We start from the raw sequence: 17,934 nt of genomic DNA, 5'->3' as shown, positions 1-17,934 counted from the left end.
ACCCCGGCCCTCTCCCACAGGGAGAGGGAGAAAACCGACCTGCCCGGCGCAGAGATTACTCCGCCCGGTAATACGGTTTATCCCCGAGAATCGTCGCCCGGTGCATAATGCGCCGCTGCGGCAGATAATCGGCGTTGGCGTAATGCTGGGTGACGCGGTTATCCCAAATCGCTACGTCGTTCGGTTGCCAGCGCCAGCGCACCTGGAAATCGGGTTTAGTGACGTGGGCAAACAGGAAGCCGAGCAGCGCCTCGCTCTCTTTCTCCGTCACGTCGACGATGCGGGTGGTAAAACCCTCATTGACAAACAGCGCCTGTTTCCCGGTCACCGGATGGGTGCGCACTACCGGATGCAGCAGCGGCGGGTTCTTCGCCACCGCCTCCAGCCAGCGTTGATGCTCCTCTTCGCTCTTACGGTATTTATACTCCGGGAACGATTTACGGAAATCGTGCTCCGCCCGCAGGCCGCTTAGCAGCTGGCGGAAAGGTTCGGAGAGCGCCTCATACGCCGCAATACCGCTGGTCCACAGGGTGTCGCCGCCGGTTGAAGGTAGCTCTTTTGCCGCGAGGATCGCCCCGGCGGGCGGCGTCTCAATAAAGGTGACGTCGGTGTGCCAGTTGTCGTTATCCGGCGGGTTATCGTCATGAGTATCAAGGACGATAATTTCATCAACGCCGGGCGCGTGCGGATAGACCGGATGAATATGCAGGTCGCCAAAGCGCAGGGCAAGATCCCGTTGCTGCTCGGGAGTGATATTCTGCTCGCGCAGGAACACCACCTGATGACGCAGCACCGCGTGATACAGCTGCTCAAACTGGTTGTCGCTTAGCGGGCGGGAAATGTCGACGCCGGATACCTGCGCGCCAATATACGGCCCCAGCGGGGTAATGCTTAAACGTTCGCTCATTGTACTTCTCCATGCCAGGGCGTCAGGCGACGCTGCAGCGCGCGCAGCCCCAGTTCCAGTAAAAAGGCGATGATGGCAATCACCGCGATACCGGCCAGCACCACATCGGTGGCGAGGAACTCACCGGCGGACTGCACCATAAAACCTAACCCGCGGGTGGCGGCAATCAGCTCCGCGGCCACCAGCGTCGACCAGCCGACGCCGAGCCCAATACGCAGGCCGGTGAGAATTTCCGGCAGCGCGCCGGGCAGGATCACCAGCCACAGCACCTGCGCCCGGCTGGCGCCTAAAGATTGCGCGGCGCGAATGCGCACCTGCTGGGCGCTCTTAACGCCCGCCAGCGCCGACATCGCCACCGGCGCGAATATCGCCAGATAGATCAGCAGGATCTTCGAGGTCTCGCCGATGCCGAACCAGATCACCATTAGCGGTAAATACGCCAGCGGCGGTACCGGGCGATACAGCTCGATCAGCGGGTCGAGGATCCCGCGCACCGTCGGGCTCAATCCCATAGCGATCCCTACCGGTACGCCGATTACCACCGCCGCCAGCAGCGCAATGACGATACGCGTCAGGCTCGCCGCCAGATGCTGCCAGAGGGTGGCATCCATAAAGCCCTGCGGGCCGGCAATGGTGATAAGTTTCTGCAATACCTGTCCCGGCGGCGGCAGAAATAGCGGGCTAATCAGCTGTAGGGCGGCAACGGCCCACCAGATAAACAACAGCACCGCCAGGGTCGCCACGCTCAGGGTAAGCTGCCGCGAAAACGGCCAGCGCCACTTCAGCGTCCGCTGACGCGGTTTATCATTGATGACCACGCTCATGAGAAAGCCTCCCGTTGTTCAAATACCCGGCTGAGGACGTATTCGCGCTGTTCGATAAACCGCGGGTCCGATTTGATGCTGCGGCAGGATTCCCCGGCGACAAAGCGGCGGCCAAAATCGAGCGGCAGCCGCTCGAGCACCCGCCCCGGCCCCGGCGAAAGCAGCACCAGCTCGGTAGCCATAAATACCGCCTCTTCAATATCGTGGGTAATCAGCAGCACCTTCTTACCGGTCTCATGCCACAGGCTGAGCAGCAAGGTTTGCATCTGCTCGCGGGTAAAGGCGTCCAGCGCGCCAAACGGCTCGTCGAGCAGCAGCAGCTGCGGATTGGCTGCCAGCGCGCGGGCAATCCCTACCCGCTGGCGCTGGCCGCCGGAGAGCTGCCAGATAAAGCGCTTTTCCGCGCCCTCAAGGCCCACTTTTTTCAGCATCTGCGCGGCAGTTGCCCGGCGCTGCGCTTTGTCGACGCCCGCCAGCTGTAGCCCGAGCGCGACGTTATCCTGCACGTTGCGCCACGGCAGCAGCCCTTCATTCTGAAAGACCACGCCGCGATCGGCGCCCGGCCCTTCAACCCGCTTGCCTTCAAGAGTGATGCTGCCGTGCTGATAAGGCACGAATCCGGCAATCAGGTTCAGCAGCGTGGTTTTACCGCAGCCGGAAGGCCCGAGAACCACCAGCAGTTCGCCGCTGTCCAGCGTCAGGTTAATATCCGTCAGCGCTGGTTTACCGCCGTAGTCGGCGGAAAGATGCGAGATTTGCAGCATCATGGCCTCCTTTACTTCACGAAACGATCGGTAACGAACTGGCTATAGTCGCTGACGGCAGCGGGAACTTTGCCCTGCTCTTTAAGGAACTTCGCGGTATCAACGATGGCTTTATTCACCGGTCCGTTTAGCTCCTGCGCCTGCTGGGCGGCGGTCAGATAGGTATTGCCTTTCACCAGACCCGGCACGTCGGCTTCCGGTACGCCGCTTAAGCGCGCCAGCTTACTGATGTTATCCGGCTGCTTCAGCCACTCGTCAGGATTAGCGATATAGGGCTGCTGCGCGTCAACGGCGCTTTTGGCAAAGGCTTTCACAATGTCAGGATGCTTTTCAGCAAAATCTTTGCGTACCACCCACACGTCCAGCGTCGGCGCGCCCCACTCGCCCACCTGCGCCGAATCGGTCAGGACCGTGCCGTCTTTTTCCAGAGCGTTGACCGCTGGCGCCCAGACGTAGGCGCCGTCAATGTCGCCGCGCTGCCAGGCAGCAATGATCGCCGGCGGCTGCAGGTTGAGGATCTGCACCTGCCCCGGTTTGATCCCCCAGTGCTTCAGCGCCGACAGCAGGCTATAGTGCGTGGTGGAAATAAAAGGTACGGCGATGCGTTTGCCGATCAGGTCTTGCGGTTTAGTGATGTTTTTCTTTACCACCAGCGCTTCGGAGTTACCGAGCTTTGAAGCCAGCAGGAACACTTCAATCGGCACCTGCTGGGTGGCGGCGACCGCCAGCGGGCTTGAGCCGAGGTTACCAATTTGTACGTCGCCGGACGCCAGCGCCCGCACGATGCTCGCGCCGCTGTCAAACTTGCGCCAGTCGACGGTGGCCCCGCTCTCTTTAGCGAAGGTGTTGTCCGCCTGGGCGACTTTCGCCGGTTCGGCGGAAGTCTGGTACGCCACGGTGACGTTCACCGCCTGGGCCTGGAATGCCGCGAGAGCGAGGGCGGCAATGAGTGTGATACGCGATTTTAGTGCCATAGTGTCTGCTTCCCGTAGTTGTTATGGGTGCAGTATTTCCGGCGCGATGGGTTTGATGAAGTAATTAAAAATTCTTGCTAATAGCCAATCGTCATTAGAAAAAAAGCGGCAATGGTTAGCTATTTCACTCATTACGGATGAACCCCGCAGGCGCTGCGCTTATCCGGCCTGGCGCACCCGGCAAATTATTAAGATTTCGTTACATTCGTTACATATCCGCACCCCGACGATTGCCAGCGCGGCGGCAGCAGGCATCATAGAACCATGATGCGCTTAGAGAGAAGAAACATGATTCGAGTGGTGCTGGTCGATGACCATGTGGTAGTACGTTCAGGCTTTGCGCAATTACTCAGCCTTGAAGAGGATCTTGAGGTTGTTGGCCAGTTCAGCAGCGCGGCGGAGGCGTGGCCGACGCTATTGCACGATGACGTCAACGTGGCGGTCATGGATATTGCCATGCCGGATGAAAACGGCCTGAGCCTGCTAAAGCGCCTGCGCGCGCAGAAACCGCAGTTTCGCGCCATTATTCTCAGCATTTACGATACCCCCACCTTCGTGCAGAGCGCGCTTGATGCCGGGGCCAGCGGCTATCTGACCAAACGCTGCGGCCCGGAAGAGTTAGTGCAGGCGGTACGTTCGGTCGGCATGGGCGGACACTACCTGTGCGCCGATGCGCTACGGGCGCTGCGCGGCGGCGGACAACCGGCGCAGGTGCTGGAGATACTCACCCCGCGCGAACGCGAAGTGTTTGATTTACTGGTCAAAGGCGATAGCGTCAAGGAAATCGCCTTTAAGCTCGATCTCAGCCACAAAACGGTGCACGTCCATCGCGCCAACGTACTGGGTAAACTGCAGTGCAGCAGCACAATTGAGCTGGTGCACTTTGCTCTCGACCACCAGCTGCTGGCGGGTCATTAATGTCGCGTAGTCTTCGCTACTGGGTCATATCATTGTTTATCGTGCTGGCCTGGGGTACCGGCAGTCTGATGTTGTGGACGCTCGGGTTTTATCTGACCCACAACGGTCAGCAGGCGGCGCTGTTCCTGCCGCACGGCGTTTATCTGGCGCTCCTGATCCTGCTATCGCGCCGCTACTGGCCCGCGCTGGTGCTGCCTCCCGTTCTGAGCGTCTTCTGGCTGCACAGCGAACAGCTGCTCAACGGTTATGTTCTGCTTGTCGCGCCGCTGATCAGTCTATTTCCCGCCGGGCTTGCGCAACTGTTCTGGCACCGCTTTCCTCTTTACTGGCAGCGGCTGACGCTGCTGCTGGCAACGGTCACCGCCAGTTCATTACTCAACACCGCGCTGCTCTCGCCGTTTGTCAAAAGTCCGGCGATGATGCTCGGCCTGGCTTCGTTTACCGGCGGCGTCCTGCTGACGCCGTTTGTCTATCTGATTTTTGAGTTTCTGCGCCAGCAGCACCGCTACCAGCTGCTGGGGCTGGATACCAATAACCCGCCGCTGCGCACGTCGTTAATTATCTGGTGCAGCCTGTTCTTTATCATCGGTATCGGCACCCAGATGGTGCTATCGCCGGAGCTCGAGCGCCTGCTGCTGATAGTGGTGTTTCTGCCCAACGTGGTGATGGCGTGGAAGTTCGGCTGGCAGGGCGGCGTGCTTTCCGGCCTGCTGGGGAGCATGATGATCACTATTGCCCGCCAGGTGGGCGTTGGTTTCAGCAATCTGGTTGAGCTGGAGATTTTTCTGGCGACCCAGGCGCTGCTCGGCATCGGTCTGGGAATTGCGATTAGCCGCCAGCAGCACCTGGCGCAAAATCTCCACCATTACCGCCAGCGGCTGGAAGCGGAGCTGGCGGCGCGGCGGGCGCTAACCGAAAAGCTAATCCATACCGAAGAGGATACGCGCAAAAACCTGGCGCGCGAGCTGCACGACGAAATCGGCCAGAATATCACCGCCATTCAGATCCAGTCACAGCTGGTGAAGCGGGCGCGCGATCCGGCGCAAACCCAGGCCGCCGCCAGCCAGATAAACGATCTCGCCAGGCGTATCCACCACTCCACCCGCCAGCTGCTACGCCAGCTGCGCCCACCAGCCCTTGATGAGCTGTCGTTCAAAGAGGCGCTGCACCACCTGCTCAACGAGTTTGCCTTTGCCGAGCGCGGTATTCGCTGCCGCTTTGACTACCAGCTCACCGCTACGCCGGAGAGCGAAACGGTGCGTTTTACCCTCTATCGGCTGCTACAGGAGCTGCTCAATAACGTCTGCAAGCACGCCGACGCCAGCGAGGTCGACATTAGCCTGTTTCAGCAGGAGGAGCGGTTGCGCCTGGAAGTGAAGGATAACGGCATCGGCATCCGCTCCGACAAAATGGCCGGATTTGGGATTCAGGGTATGCGTGAACGGGTCAGCGCCCTGGGCGGAGAGCTATCGCTGGAATCGCAGCACGGTACGCGCGTAATTGTTAACTTGCCCACAAATTTGCAACAAATAGCCCGGTAACCAGGAAAAAGTCTTAGCCACTCCGGACTTTCTCTCATCCCCTTTCGATTTCACTTTCTTATAGTCAGCAAAACGGAGACGGCCATGGACGCACGCTCAGCAACCGACATCAATCGACATTACCAAACGCTACGTCCGCAGCTGCTGATGTGCATGGTGATTGGATATGCCGCGTTTTACCTGACGCGCAAAAGCGTCAACTACGTACTGCCGGCGCTGCAAACGGATTTGGGGCTCGATAAAGGCGATATCGGCCTGCTGGGATCGCTGTTTTATCTGGCCTATGGCCTGTCGAAGTTTACCGCCGGACTGTGGCACGACAGTCACGGACAGCGCTGGTTTATGGGGGTGGGTCTGTTTGCCACCGGCCTGCTGAACGTGGTGTTCGCCTTTGGCGAATCGTTGACGCTGCTGCTGGCGGTCTGGACGCTGAACGGATTTTTTCAGGGTTGGGGATGGCCTCCTTGCGCCCGCCTGCTGACCCACTGGTACTCGCGCAACGAACGCGGTTTCTGGTGGGGCTGCTGGAATATGTCTATCAATATCGGTGGGGCAATTATCCCCCTGATTAGCGCCTTTGCCGCCCATTGGTGGGGCTGGCAGGCAGCGATGCTGACGCCAGGGATCATCAGCATGGCATTAGGCATATGGTTAACGCTACAGCTGAAAGGAACGCCCCGTGAAGAGGGATTGCCATCAGTAGGAACGTGGCGTAACGACCCGCTTGAGCTGCGTCAGGAGCAGCAAAGCCCGCCGATGGGGCTATGGCAGATGCTGCGCACCACGATGCTGAAGAATCCGATGATTTGGCTGCTGGCCGTCTCCTATGTGCTGGTCTACCTGATTCGCATCGCGCTCAACGACTGGGGCAACATCTGGCTGACGGAGAGCCACGGCGTCAATCTGCTCAGCGCCAACGCGACGGTGATGTTGTTCGAAGCGGGCGGTCTGCTCGGCGCGCTGTTCGCCGGATGGGGCTCGGACCTACTGTTCAGCGGCCAGCGCGCGCCGATGATTTTACTGTTCACCCTGGGGCTGATGGTCTCCGTCGCCGCCCTATGGCTGGCCCCGGTGCATCACTACGCGCTGCTGGCGGTCTGTTTCTTTACGGTGGGCTTCTTTGTTTTTGGCCCGCAAATGCTGATTGGCCTCGCGGCGGTAGAGTGCGGACACAAAGCGGCTGCGGGTTCAATCACCGGATTTCTCGGCCTGTTCGCCTATCTGGGGGCAGCGCTGGCGGGCTGGCCTCTGTCGCTGGTCATTGAACGCTACGGCTGGTCGGGCATGTTCAGTTTGCTTTCGGTCGCCGCGGTACTGATGGGTTTATTACTGATGCCGCTACTGATGGCGAGCATTACTACCTCTCCTGCTCAAAGGATAAAATAATGAAAAAAACTCTGGTCACTACCCTGATTGCCTCCGGCATTGCGCTGGCGACGTTAAGCGGAGCGGCGCACGCCAAAGGTCGTCTGGTGGTCTACTGCAGCACCACTAACGAAATGTGTGAAGCGGAAACCAAAGCCTTCGGCGAAAAATACGATGTCAAAACGTCGTTCATCCGCAACGGTTCCGGCAGTACGCTGGCAAAGGTTGACGCCGAGAAGAAAAACCCGCAGGCGGACGTCTGGTACGGCGGCACCCTCGATCCTCAGTCCCAGGCAGGTGAAATGGGCCTGCTGCAAGCCTATAAATCGCCGAACCTTGAGCAGGTGATGGAGCAGTTCCGCGATCCGGCGAAGCTGAAAGGCAACTACTCCTCAGCGGTCTACGTCGGTATCCTCGGCTTTGGCGTAAACACCCAGCGTCTGAAAGAGAAAAACTTACCCATACCAAAATGCTGGAAAGATCTGGTTAAACCGGAATACAAAGGCGAAATTCAGATTGCCGACCCGCAGAGCTCCGGCACCGCCTACACCGCGCTGGCGACCTTCGCCCAGCTGTGGGGAGACGATCAGGCTTTCGATTACCTGAAACAGCTTAACGCCAACATCTCCCAGTACACCAAATCCGGTATTGCCCCGGCGCGCAACGCCGCCCGCGGTGAAACCGCCATTGGCATCGGCTTCCTGCACGACTATTCGCTGGAAAAAGAACAGGGCGCGCCGCTGGAGCTGATCTCTCCGTGCGAAGGTACCGGCTATGAAATTGGCGGCGTCAGCATCCTGAAGGGCGCGCGCAACCTCGATAACGCGAAGCTTTTCGTCGACTGGGTGCTGTCGAAAGATGCTCAGGAACTGGCATGGAAGAAAGGCAAGTCGTATCAGATCCCGAGCAATACCACCGCCGAAAGCTCGCCTAACTCGCTGAAGCTTGATGACCTGAAGCTTATCAACTACGACATGGATAAATACGGCTCTACCGATGTCCGCAAGCAGCTCATCAATAAGTGGGTTAGCGAAGTGAAGATGGGTAAATAAACCCACATTTTGCGGTTAATGCCCGGTGGCGCTCACGCCTGCCGGGCCTACACACAACACCGGAAAACTTATGTCACACACACTTGCACTCCATCCCGTGAAAAAACGGGATGCGATATTCCTTTGGGTTTTGTTCGGCTGGCTGGCGTTCGCCGTGCTGCCGAGCTGGAGCCTTGATTACGGCCTGATGGAGTCCACGAGCGATGAAATTCTCGCGGCCTACGGCTGGTCACAGTTCAATATCAGCTGGCTGTGGTATCTGTTGCCGAGCCTGCTGCTGATTCGTCCACTGCAGGAAGCCAGGCTCGAACAGCGCGGCCGCCACTATCTCGATGCAGGCTGGTCGTTTTTATGTATGGCGTTTATCGTCATCAGCGCCACCGTTGAAGGCCGCGGGTTAGGCTACGCCACCATCGTGCTGTTTGTGGCGCTCGGGGCGATCATGACGCTGGCGCTGACCCGCCTGGAATGGCTGGGCGGCGACCGCTTTGTGATTGGTTCGCTGGTCACCATCGTGGCGTTAATCGGCGTATTTATCGTCTGGCCGAGCATCGCTATTTTCATCCCGATGTTCACCAACGACGCGGGCGAATTTGCTCCGCTGGCGTTTATGGCCGTGCTGTCGCAGACGCATATTGTTCAGGTCATTATTAACTCGATCGGCCTGTCGATCGCGGTAGGCATCGGCTGCACCTTCTTTGGCCTGGTGCTGGCTATCTACACCACCCGTATCGCTAAACGCAGCGCCGTCATTGGCCGCGTTTTCTCCATTCTGCCGATCGTCACTCCGCCGTTTGTCGTCGGTCTTGGCGTAACGTTAATGATGGGCCGCTCCGGCTACGTGACCGAATTAATGGTCGACTGGTTCGGGCTGACCAACACCAACTGGCTGTACGGGTTTACCGGCATCTGGCTGGCGCAGGTGCTGGCGTTCACTCCGATGGCCTTTATGATCCTCGACGGGGCAATCAAAACGATTCATCCGTCGCTGGAAGAAGCGTCCTACACCCTGCGCGCCAGCCGCTGGCAGACCTTTAACGGCGTCTTCATTCCGCTGCTGAAACCGGCGCTGGCGAACGCGTTTTTAATCGTCATCGTGCAGTCGCTGGCTGACTTCAGTAACCCGCTGGTGCTCGGCGGCAACTTCGACGTGCTGGCGACGCAGATTTACTTTTATATCACCGGTTCGCAGCTCGATTATCAGGCCGCCAGTACCCTGGGCGCGTTCCTGCTGCTGTTCTCGCTGCTGGTGTTCTGTATTCAGTATATGTGGATCGGCAAGCGCTCTTACGTCACGGTTTCCGGAAAGTCCTACCGCGGCGACGTACAGCCGCTGCCGGTGACCCTGGTGTGGAGCGTGATCGCTATTCTGGCAGTATGGATCGCCTTTAACGCCCTGCTTTACGGCAGCATTTTCTACGGCAGCTTCACCGTCAACTGGGGCGTGGACTACACCCTGACGCTGGATAACTTTATCAAGCTGTTCGGCCAGGGAATGAGCGACGGAGCATGGCCTTCTCTGCTCGATACCCTGCTGTATGCCGGGATTGCCGCGCCGATCACCGCCGCCTTCGGCCTGCTGATCGCCTGGATCGTGGTGCGCCAGCAGTTTAAAGGTAAAAAGACCATCGAGTTCACCACCATGCTGTGCTTTGCTGTACCGGGTACCGTAGCGGGCGTCTCGTATATCCTCGCCTTTAACAGCGCCCCGGTATATCTGACCGGCACCGCGGCAATTGTGATTATCTCGATGGTAATGCGTAACGTACCGGTGGGGATTCGGGCAGGTATTGCCGGTTTAGGCCAGATCGACAAATCGCTGGATGAGGCGTCGCTCAGCCTGCGTGCCGGTTCTCTGCGCACCATCACGCATATTCTGCTGCCGCTGCTGCGCCCGGCGATCCTGTCGGCGCTGATCTACAGCTTTGTGCGCGCCATTACCACCGTCAGCGCCATTGTGTTCCTCGTCACGCCGGATACCCGCGTAGCAACAGCCTATATCCTCAACCGCGTGGAAGACGGCGAATACGGCGTGGCGATCGCCTACGGTTCAATTCTGATCGTAGTCATGCTGGCGATTATTTTCATCTTTGACTGGCTGATCGGGGAAGCGCGTATCTCCCGTTCAAAAGCTAAAAACCAGGCGTAATGGAGCGCACTATGAGTCAGAAAAATTTTGTTGAGCTGCGCAACGTCACCAAGCGATTCGGCAGCAATAAGGTTATCGACAATATCAATCTCACCATCCCGCAGGGAGAAATGGTGACCCTGCTCGGCCCTTCAGGCTGCGGCAAGACCACGATCCTGCGTCTGGTGGCCGGGCTGGAAAAACCGAGCGAAGGGCAGATTTTCATTGATGGCGAAGACGTCACCCATCGTTCTATTCAGCAGCGCGATATCTGTATGGTGTTTCAGTCGTATGCTCTGTTCCCGCATATGTCGCTGGGGGATAACGTCGGCTACGGTCTGAAAATGCTTGGCGTATCGCGCAGCGACGTGAAATCGCGGGTGAAAGAGGCGCTGGCGATGGTGGATCTGGAAGGATTCGAAGACCGCTATGTCGATCAGATCTCCGGCGGACAGCAGCAGCGCGTGGCGCTGGCGCGCGCCCTGATCCTCAAGCCGAAGGTGCTGCTGTTTGACGAGCCGTTGAGTAACCTCGACGCCAACCTCAGACGCAGCATGCGCGATAAGATCCGCGAACTGCAAAAGCAGTTTGATATCACCTCTCTGTACGTAACTCACGATCAGAGCGAAGCCTTTGCAGTTTCCGATACCGTACTGGTAATGAATAAGGGACATATCATGCAGATCGGCTCGCCGCAGGATCTTTACCGTCAGCCCGCATCGCGCTTTATGGCGAGCTTTATGGGCGACGCCAACCTGTTCCCGGCGACCTTCAGCGAAGATTATGTCGATATCTATGGCTATCGACTGCCGAGACCGCTGCATTTTGCCGCCCAGGGCGAAGGCAGCGTCGGCGTACGCCCGGAGGCGATTACCCTGAGCGATCGCGGCGAAGAGAGCCAGCGCTGCGTGATCCGCCACGTAGCGTATATGGGACCGCAGTATGAGGTGACGGTGGAGTGGCACGGGCAGGAGATCCTGTTGCAGGTCAACGCCACCCGCCTGCAGCCGGATGTCGGTGAGACGTACTATCTGGAAATCCACCCGTACGGCATGTTTGTTTTAGCGGACGCCGGGTGATTGATACCGGGTGGCGCTTACGCTTACCCGGCCTACGCTTCGCGCACGTTGTAGGCCGGGTAAGGCATCAACCGCCGCCCGGCACAAACTCAACGCTGCGCGTTCAACGCGGCAATATCCTTCGGCGTAGTGCGGCAGCAGCCGCCGATCAGCTTCGCTCCCGCCGCCAGCCACTGGGGTAAATATCCCGCCAGCGTTTCGCAGGCTTCACCGTGGTGGTGCCACGTCTTGGTCACCGGGTCATAGTGCTCGCCGGAATTAGGATAAACCACCAGCGGCAGCGTCGTCAGGCTATGCAGATGCTCCAGCGCGGCGATGGTGTTTTCCAGGGCAATGCAGTTAATCCCCAGCGCCACCACCTGCGGATAGTTTGCCAGCACGGCAATCACTTCCCGCAGCGGCGTACCGTCGCTGATATGCCGGGCATCGCGCAGAGTAAACGAGAACCACGCGCGCGCGCGCGGAAACTCGGTCAACAGCTCCACCAGCGCCTTAATCTCGGCGAAATTCGGCATCGTTTCACAGGCCAGCAGATCGGCACCGGCGTCCAGCAGCGCTTCCACACGCGGACGATGGAAAGCCTGAAATTGTTCATGGCTACGGACGTAATCGCCGCGGTACTCCGAGCCGTCCGCCAGGTACGCGCCGTACGGCCCGACCGAACCGGCGACCAGCAGCGCGCCCGCCTGCGGATTCTCGGCCAGATACGCCTCCCGCGCCTTGCGGGCCAGCTCAACGCTTTTGCCAATCAGCGCTTTCGACTGCGCTTCATCCAGCCCGCGGGCGGCAAAGCCCGCCGGGGTAGCCTGATAGCTGGCGGTGATCGCCACCTGCGCGCCGGCGCGAAAATAGTCGAGGTGGACTTCGCGGATAAGTTCCGGGTTGTCGACCAGCACTTTCGCCGACCACAGGCTGTCGGCAAGATTACAGCCGCGCGCTTCCAGCTCCGTCGCCATCGCGCCGTCCAGCAGGATAAAGGGTTGTGCGTCAAGGATGGCGGTTAACGGATTATTCTGCGACATGTTGAGGCTCCTGGGTGAGTTTCCGTGAACGAGTCAGATAATACGCACCATAACACAGGGCCACGAAGGGGATCCCGCACCACAACGCAATCCTCTGACTCGGGTCAAACGCCAAACCCACGCAGGCCAACAGACAAAGCACAAATCCCAGCACCGGCACCAGCGGGTACCACGGCGCGCGGTAGTGCAGTTCGCTTAACGCCTTCCCCTCCTGCAGATGGCGACGGCGGAACATAAAGTGCGAGGCGCAGATGCTCAGCCATACCGCCACCACCGCAAAGCCGGAAATCGCCGACAGCGCGACAAACACCGTATCCGGGGCTACTACGCTGGAGAAAAGCGCCAGCACCCCGCCGAGCATGCTCACCGAAATCGCCGTCAGTGGTACGCCGTTTTTGGTCAATTTGGTAAAGCAGGCCGGCAGCGTTTTTTCATTGGAGAGCGACCACAGCATCCTCCCGGAAGCGTAGAGACCGGAGTTGGCCGCCGAGAGAATCGCCGTCAGGATCACGAAGTTAAAAATATCTGCCGCGTAAGGAATGCCGACCTTTTCAAACACCAGCACAAACGGGCTCTTCTCTACCCCCGCCTGCTGCATCGGAATCAGCGCCGCCAGCACGAACACGGTGCCGATAAAAAAGATAATCAGCCGGGCGATAGTGGTGCGAATAGCCACCGGAATGACTTTATGCGGATTTTCCGTTTCCCCGGCCGCAATGCCGATAAGCTCGGTGCCGGAGAAGGCGAAGTTGACCGCCACCATGGTCATCAGGATCGGCAGGCCGCCGTGCGGGAACCAGCCTTCGGCGGTGATATTGCGCAGCCCCGGCGCCGGCGAACCATCCTGCATCGGAATGATGCCGAAAATCGCCGCCCCGCCGAGAATAATAAAAGCAATAATAGTGACCACTTTCACCAGCGAGAACCAGAATTCCCCTTCGGCAAAAAAGCGGGTAGAGATAACGTTGAGGGCGAAAATGACCGCGCAGAACACCACGCACCAGACCCATACCGGTATCTGGGGGAACCAGTACTGCATGCAGAATCCGGCGGCGGTGAAGCTGGAGCCAAGCGCCACCGTCCAGGTCAGCCAGTAGAGCCAGGCCACGGTATAGCCCGTCGCCGGGCCGAGATAACGCGCGGCATAAACGTGAAACGCCCCGGTCTCCGGCATCGCTACCGAGAGTTCGCCCAGACACTGCATCACCAGCCAGACCACCAGCGCGCCGATCAGGTAGGCCAGCAGCGTTCCCGCCGCCCCGGTGGTGGAGATGATATAGCCGGTATTAAAAAATAACCCTGTGCCAATAACGCCCCCCAAAGACAGCATAATCAGGTGGCGAGTTTTCATGGTGCGCTTAAGCTGCCCACCTTGTTGTTGTGTTGTTTGCATTTGACCTCATGGGCGTATAGACATCTAAACATCCAGATAAGATAATCCTTATACCGCGCCGACCAGCAAATTGCAAAAAACGACGTAATCGTCTCTGCCACCTGTAAGGATTTCCCCCGGAGCACTGCACCATAACGGTCATCAATCGTCGTGCAGCTCGCCTCTTTTTTGCACATCAGGCCAGCGCAAAACGGCTAAACCGCCTCTGCAGGTGACCTGGCATTCTCCTTGCAACCCTCCCGATATCTTTATCCGGCGAGGCATCGACAATGACAGAGCAAACCACAACGCTAAAAAGAACGCTCGGCAGTTTCCGCCTATGGGGAATTGCCGTTGGATTAGTTATTTCCGGAGAGTATTTCGGCTGGAGCTACGGCTGGTCCCAGGCCGGGACGCTGGGCTTTTTGTTTGTCGCACTGGCTATCGCCGCGATGTACTGCGCTTTTATTTTTAGCTTTACCGAACTGACCACCGCGATTCCTCACGCGGGCGGGCCATTTGCCTACGCCTACCGCGCCTTTGGCCCGACCGGCGGGTTTATCGCCGGCTTCGCCACCCTGATTGAATTCGTCTTCGCCCCGCCCGCCATCGCCATGGCCATCGGCGCCTATCTTAACGTGCAGTTTCCGGCTCTCGACCCCAAATGGGTGGCCTGCGGCGCCTACGTTATCTTTATGACGCTGAATATTCTCGGCGTCGGGATCGCTGCCACCTTTGAGCTGGTGGTGACGTTATTAGCCATCTTCGAGCTGCTGGTGTTTATGGGCGTGGTCGCGCCGGGCTTCTCCTGGAGCCACTTTACCGCTAACGGCTGGGCGGGCGCCGGGAGCTTCAGCGGCCTGGCGCTGCCGGGCATGTTTGCCGCCATCCCGTTTGCGATCTGGTTCTTTCTGGCGATTGAAGGCGCATCGATGGCCGCCGAAGAGGCTAAAGATCCGCAGCGCACCATTCCCCGGGCGCTGGGCGGCGGCATTCTGACCCTGACCGTACTGGCAATTGGCGTGATGGTTTTTGCCGGGGGCGTCGGCGACTGGCGAACCCTGGCCAATATTAACGACCCGCTGCCGCAGGCGATGAAAATGGTAGTCGGCAACAGCAGCGGCTGGCTGCATATGCTGGTGTGGCTGGGGCTGTTCGGCCTGGTGGCGTCGTTCCACGGTATTATCATGGGCTACTCGCGACAGATTTACTCGCTGGCGCGCGCGGGCTATCTCCCCGCCGGGCTGGCGACGCTGAACCGCCGCACCCGCACGCCGCATCTGGCGATCCTCGCCGGAGGCGTGGTCGGCATCGCCGCCATTTTCTCTGATTCGCTGATCACCATTAGCGGGATGCCGCTGACCGCCTGTATCGTCACGATGTCGGTATTTGGCGCTATTGTTATGTATATCACCTCGATGGCGGCGCTGTTTAAGCTGCGCCGCAGCGAGCCGAATCTGATTCGACCGTTTCGCGCGCCGCTCTATCCGTGGGCGCCTGCCTTCGCGCTGGCGATGGCGGTTCTCTGCCTGGTGGCGATGGTCTGGTACAACCCGCTGCTGGCGCTGATTTTCGCCGCCATGATGCTCGGCGGCTATCTGTGGTTTCGCAAGACCGCAGGTGCCCGCCAGCGCGCGGCGGTGGATCCGCAGCTGCGTACCGTCTCCTGAGGAGCCGACATATGTATAAAACCACGCTATCGGGCCAGGTATGGCGTTTTGATAGTCTGAAGACGCTGATGGCGAAAGCCTCCCCGGCGCGTTCCGGCGACGCGCTGGCGGGCGTTATCGCGGAATCAGCCGAAGAGCGAATGGCGGCGAAAATGGCGCTGGCGGAGGTTCCGCTCACCGAGATTCTCGCTAATCCGCTGATTCCCTATGAACAGGATGAAGTGACCCGCCTGATCATTGATACCCACGACGATCGGGGCTTTGCGGCAATTCGCCATCTGACGGTCGGCGATTTTCGCGACTGGCTGCTTGATGACGCCACCGACGAGGCGGCTTTGCGCCAGGTGGCCCGCGCGATAACCCCGGAGATGGCGGCGGCGGTCAGCAAGCTAATGCGTAACCAGGATCTGATCCTCGCCGCCAGCAAATGCCGGGTGGTGACTCGTTTTCGCAACACCATCGGCCTGCCGGGACACCTCAGCGTGCGCCTGCAGCCCAATCATCCGACTGATGATATGAAGGGCATCGCCGCCAGTATGCTCGACGGCCTGCTGTACGGCGCAGGGGATGCAGTCATCGGTATTAATCCGGCCAGCGATAGCCTGCCGGTACTGGCGCAGCTTAACCATATGCTCGACGATATTATTCAGCGCTTCGCCATCCCTACTCAGTCGTGCATTCTGACCCACGTCACCAACACCTTACAGCTGATCGAACGCGGCGCGCCGGTGGATTTAGTGTTCCAGTCGGTGGCCGGTACCGAGGCCGCCAACAGCGGTTTCGGCATTAATCTGGCGCTGCTGCAGGAGGCCAGGGAGGCGGCGCTCAGCCTGAATCGCGGTACGCTCGGCAACAACGTGATGTACTTTGAAACCGGCCAGGGAAGCTGCCTTTCCGCCAACGCCCACCACGGCGTTGACCAGCAGACCTGCGAAGCCCGCGCCTACGCCGTCGCCCGCCATTTTGAACCGCTGCTGGTCAATACGGTGGTGGGCTTTATCGGCCCGGAGTATCTGTACGATGGCAAGCAGATTATCCGCGCCGGGCTGGAAGACCATTTCTGCGGCAAGCTGATGGGGCTGCCAATCGGCTGCGACGTTTGCTATACCAATCACGCCGAAGCGGATCAGGACGATATGGATACCCTGCTGACGCTGCTGTGCGCCGCCGGGCTGACCTTCCTGATCGGCGTACCGGGGGCTGACGATATTATGCTCAACTATCAAAGCACTTCATTCCACGATGCGCTGTACGCCCGCCGCCTGCTGGGTTTAAAACATGCGCCAGAGTTCGCCGACTGGCTGAGGAAGATGCAGATTATTGACCGCCACGGCGCGCTGCGTCTGACCGATGCCCGCCATCCGCTGCTTTCCGTCCTGCCGCAAGGAGAACCGGTATGAATCCTCCCGACGCCTGGAACCCGCTGCGCGAATTTACCGACGCGCGAATTGCGCTGGGGCGCAGCGGCGCCAGCCTGCCGACCCGCGAAGTGCTCAATTTTGGCCTCGCCCACGCCCGGGCGCGCGACGCCATCCACCAGCCCTTCGCCAGCGACCAGTTAGAACAGCCGCTGGCGGAGCTGGGCCTCTCTTCGCTGACCGTCCACAGCGCCGCCAGCAATCGCCATATCTATCTGAATCGTCCGGATCTGGGGCGACGTCTGAGCGAAGAGAGCCGCGCCGACCTGGCCGCCAGCGGCGTACGTCCCGCCGACCTGCTGCTGGTGATTGGCGACGGTCTTTCGTCATACGCTGTACAGCGTCAGGCGCTGCCGCTGATCCGCACCCTTCTCCCCTATCTGAACACGCTGGGGTTAAGCCTGGCCCCGGTGGTGCTGGCGCATCAGTCGCGGGTCGCGCTGGGCGATGATATTGGCGAAACGCTGAAGGCCAGAGCGGTGGCGATACTGATTGGCGAACGGCCCGGGCTCTCTTCGCCGGATAGCCTCGGAGTGTACTTAACCTGGCAGCCGCACCGTCAGCGGCTGGAGTCGGAGCGCAACTGTATTTCCAATATCCGTCCGGAAGGGCTGAGCTTTGATGCCGCCGCATTTAAGCTGGCCTGGCTGCTGGAGCAGGCCTTTTTACGGCGGCTTAGCGGAGTACGCCTGAAAGATGAAAGCGATAATCCAGCGCTGCATGGAAAAATAAAACCGTTGAGCCAGCTGAAATAATAAATCAAGCAATTTACAGAATAGATTTTTAATATTACCGGGCGCACCTGAATATTATATTCGGATGCGCGCTGGCATTGCGGATTTTGCAGGCCGGGTAAGGCGTCAGCCGCCACCCGGCAAAATGCGTTCACCGTACCAAAAA

Annotated in this window: 15 protein-coding genes; 9 read left to right on the top strand and 6 right to left on the bottom strand. The window is 59.2% G+C overall.

Annotated features, from left to right (window positions below):
* Positions 1–55 precede the first annotated feature (55 nt).
* From tauD to tauA, 4 genes are read right to left on the bottom strand one after another with little or no spacing between them, the layout of a single operon-like run.
* A complete protein-coding gene (gene tauD, locus GJ746_RS05670; RefSeq protein WP_154679308.1) occupies positions 56–907 on the bottom strand; it encodes a taurine dioxygenase in 852 nt (283 codons plus the stop codon).
* The gene (gene tauC, locus GJ746_RS05665; protein ID WP_154679307.1) at positions 904–1,731 is read right to left on the bottom strand and encodes a taurine ABC transporter permease TauC; all 828 of its coding nucleotides are present in this window, start codon (positions 1,729–1,731) and stop codon (positions 904–906) included. The genes tauD and tauC overlap by 4 nt, the downstream gene beginning before the upstream one ends.
* Positions 1,728–2,495, bottom strand: a complete 768-nt coding sequence (tauB, locus tag GJ746_RS05660; protein WP_154682652.1) for a taurine ABC transporter ATP-binding subunit — start codon at positions 2,493–2,495, stop codon at positions 1,728–1,730. The genes tauC and tauB overlap by 4 nt, the downstream gene beginning before the upstream one ends.
* Before the next feature lie 11 nt (positions 2,496–2,506).
* The gene (tauA, locus tag GJ746_RS05655; protein ID WP_154679306.1) at positions 2,507–3,469 is read right to left on the bottom strand and encodes a taurine ABC transporter substrate-binding protein; all 963 of its coding nucleotides are present in this window, start codon (positions 3,467–3,469) and stop codon (positions 2,507–2,509) included.
* Positions 3,470–3,757: 288 nt separating this feature from the next.
* Here tauA and GJ746_RS05650 point away from each other — a divergent pair, with 288 nt between their 5' ends.
* The 6 genes from GJ746_RS05650 (at position 3,758) to fbpC (ending at position 11,552) form a co-directional block, all read left to right on the top strand.
* Positions 3,758–4,387, top strand: a complete 630-nt coding sequence (locus GJ746_RS05650) for a response regulator transcription factor (RefSeq protein WP_154679305.1) — start codon at positions 3,758–3,760, stop codon at positions 4,385–4,387.
* Positions 4,387–5,928 (top strand): MASE1 domain-containing protein, encoded by a 1,542-nt coding sequence (locus GJ746_RS05645; protein ID WP_154679304.1) that lies wholly within the window; start codon positions 4,387–4,389, stop codon positions 5,926–5,928. Before GJ746_RS05650 ends, GJ746_RS05645 begins: the two co-directional genes overlap by 1 nt.
* 60 nt (positions 5,929–5,988) lie before the next feature.
* Positions 5,989–7,314 (top strand): MFS transporter family glucose-6-phosphate receptor UhpC, encoded by a 1,326-nt coding sequence (gene uhpC / locus GJ746_RS05640; RefSeq protein WP_227852794.1) that lies wholly within the window; start codon positions 5,989–5,991, stop codon positions 7,312–7,314.
* On the top strand, positions 7,314–8,345 hold the full coding sequence (locus tag GJ746_RS05635; RefSeq protein WP_154679302.1) for an ABC transporter substrate-binding protein: 1,032 nt from the start codon (positions 7,314–7,316) through the stop codon (positions 8,343–8,345). The genes uhpC and GJ746_RS05635 overlap by 1 nt, the downstream gene beginning before the upstream one ends.
* 70 nt (positions 8,346–8,415) lie before the next feature.
* Positions 8,416–10,494 carry an ABC transporter permease gene (locus GJ746_RS05630; RefSeq protein ID WP_154679301.1) on the top strand — a complete coding sequence of 693 codons (2,079 nt, stop codon included), beginning with the start codon at positions 8,416–8,418 and terminating at the stop codon, positions 10,492–10,494.
* 11 nt (positions 10,495–10,505) lie between these two features.
* Positions 10,506–11,552 carry a ferric ABC transporter ATP-binding protein gene (fbpC, locus tag GJ746_RS05625; protein ID WP_154679300.1) on the top strand — a complete coding sequence of 349 codons (1,047 nt, stop codon included), beginning with the start codon at positions 10,506–10,508 and terminating at the stop codon, positions 11,550–11,552.
* 89 nt (positions 11,553–11,641) lie between these two features.
* On the opposite strand, the gene mmuM is transcribed toward fbpC, so the two are convergent.
* Together mmuM and mmuP are read right to left on the bottom strand one after the other, a co-directional pair.
* A complete protein-coding gene (gene mmuM, locus GJ746_RS05620; RefSeq protein ID WP_154679299.1) occupies positions 11,642–12,574 on the bottom strand; it encodes a homocysteine S-methyltransferase in 933 nt (310 codons plus the stop codon).
* Positions 12,561–13,967 carry an S-methylmethionine permease gene (gene mmuP / locus GJ746_RS05615; protein ID WP_154679298.1) on the bottom strand — a complete coding sequence of 469 codons (1,407 nt, stop codon included), beginning with the start codon at positions 13,965–13,967 and terminating at the stop codon, positions 12,561–12,563. Before mmuP ends, mmuM begins: the two co-directional genes overlap by 14 nt.
* Positions 13,968–14,236: 269 nt before the next feature.
* Between mmuP and eat the strand changes: the two genes are divergently transcribed.
* From eat to eutC, 3 genes are read left to right on the top strand one after another with little or no spacing between them, the layout of a single operon-like run.
* A complete protein-coding gene (gene eat / locus GJ746_RS05610) occupies positions 14,237–15,616 on the top strand; it encodes an ethanolamine permease (RefSeq protein ID WP_154679297.1) in 1,380 nt (459 codons plus the stop codon).
* 11 nt (positions 15,617–15,627) lie between these two features.
* A complete protein-coding gene (locus GJ746_RS05605; RefSeq protein ID WP_154679296.1) occupies positions 15,628–17,016 on the top strand; it encodes an ethanolamine ammonia-lyase subunit EutB in 1,389 nt (462 codons plus the stop codon).
* A complete protein-coding gene (eutC, locus tag GJ746_RS05600) occupies positions 17,013–17,789 on the top strand; it encodes an ethanolamine ammonia-lyase subunit EutC (protein WP_154679295.1) in 777 nt (258 codons plus the stop codon). Before GJ746_RS05605 ends, eutC begins: the two co-directional genes overlap by 4 nt.
* Positions 17,790–17,934: the final 145 nt, after the last annotated feature.

It is taken from the genome of Klebsiella oxytoca, from assembly GCF_009707385.1.
Lineage (GTDB): Bacteria > Pseudomonadota > Gammaproteobacteria > Enterobacterales > Enterobacteriaceae > Klebsiella > Klebsiella oxytoca_C.
This window is presented reverse-complemented; position numbering and strand designations above follow the sequence as displayed.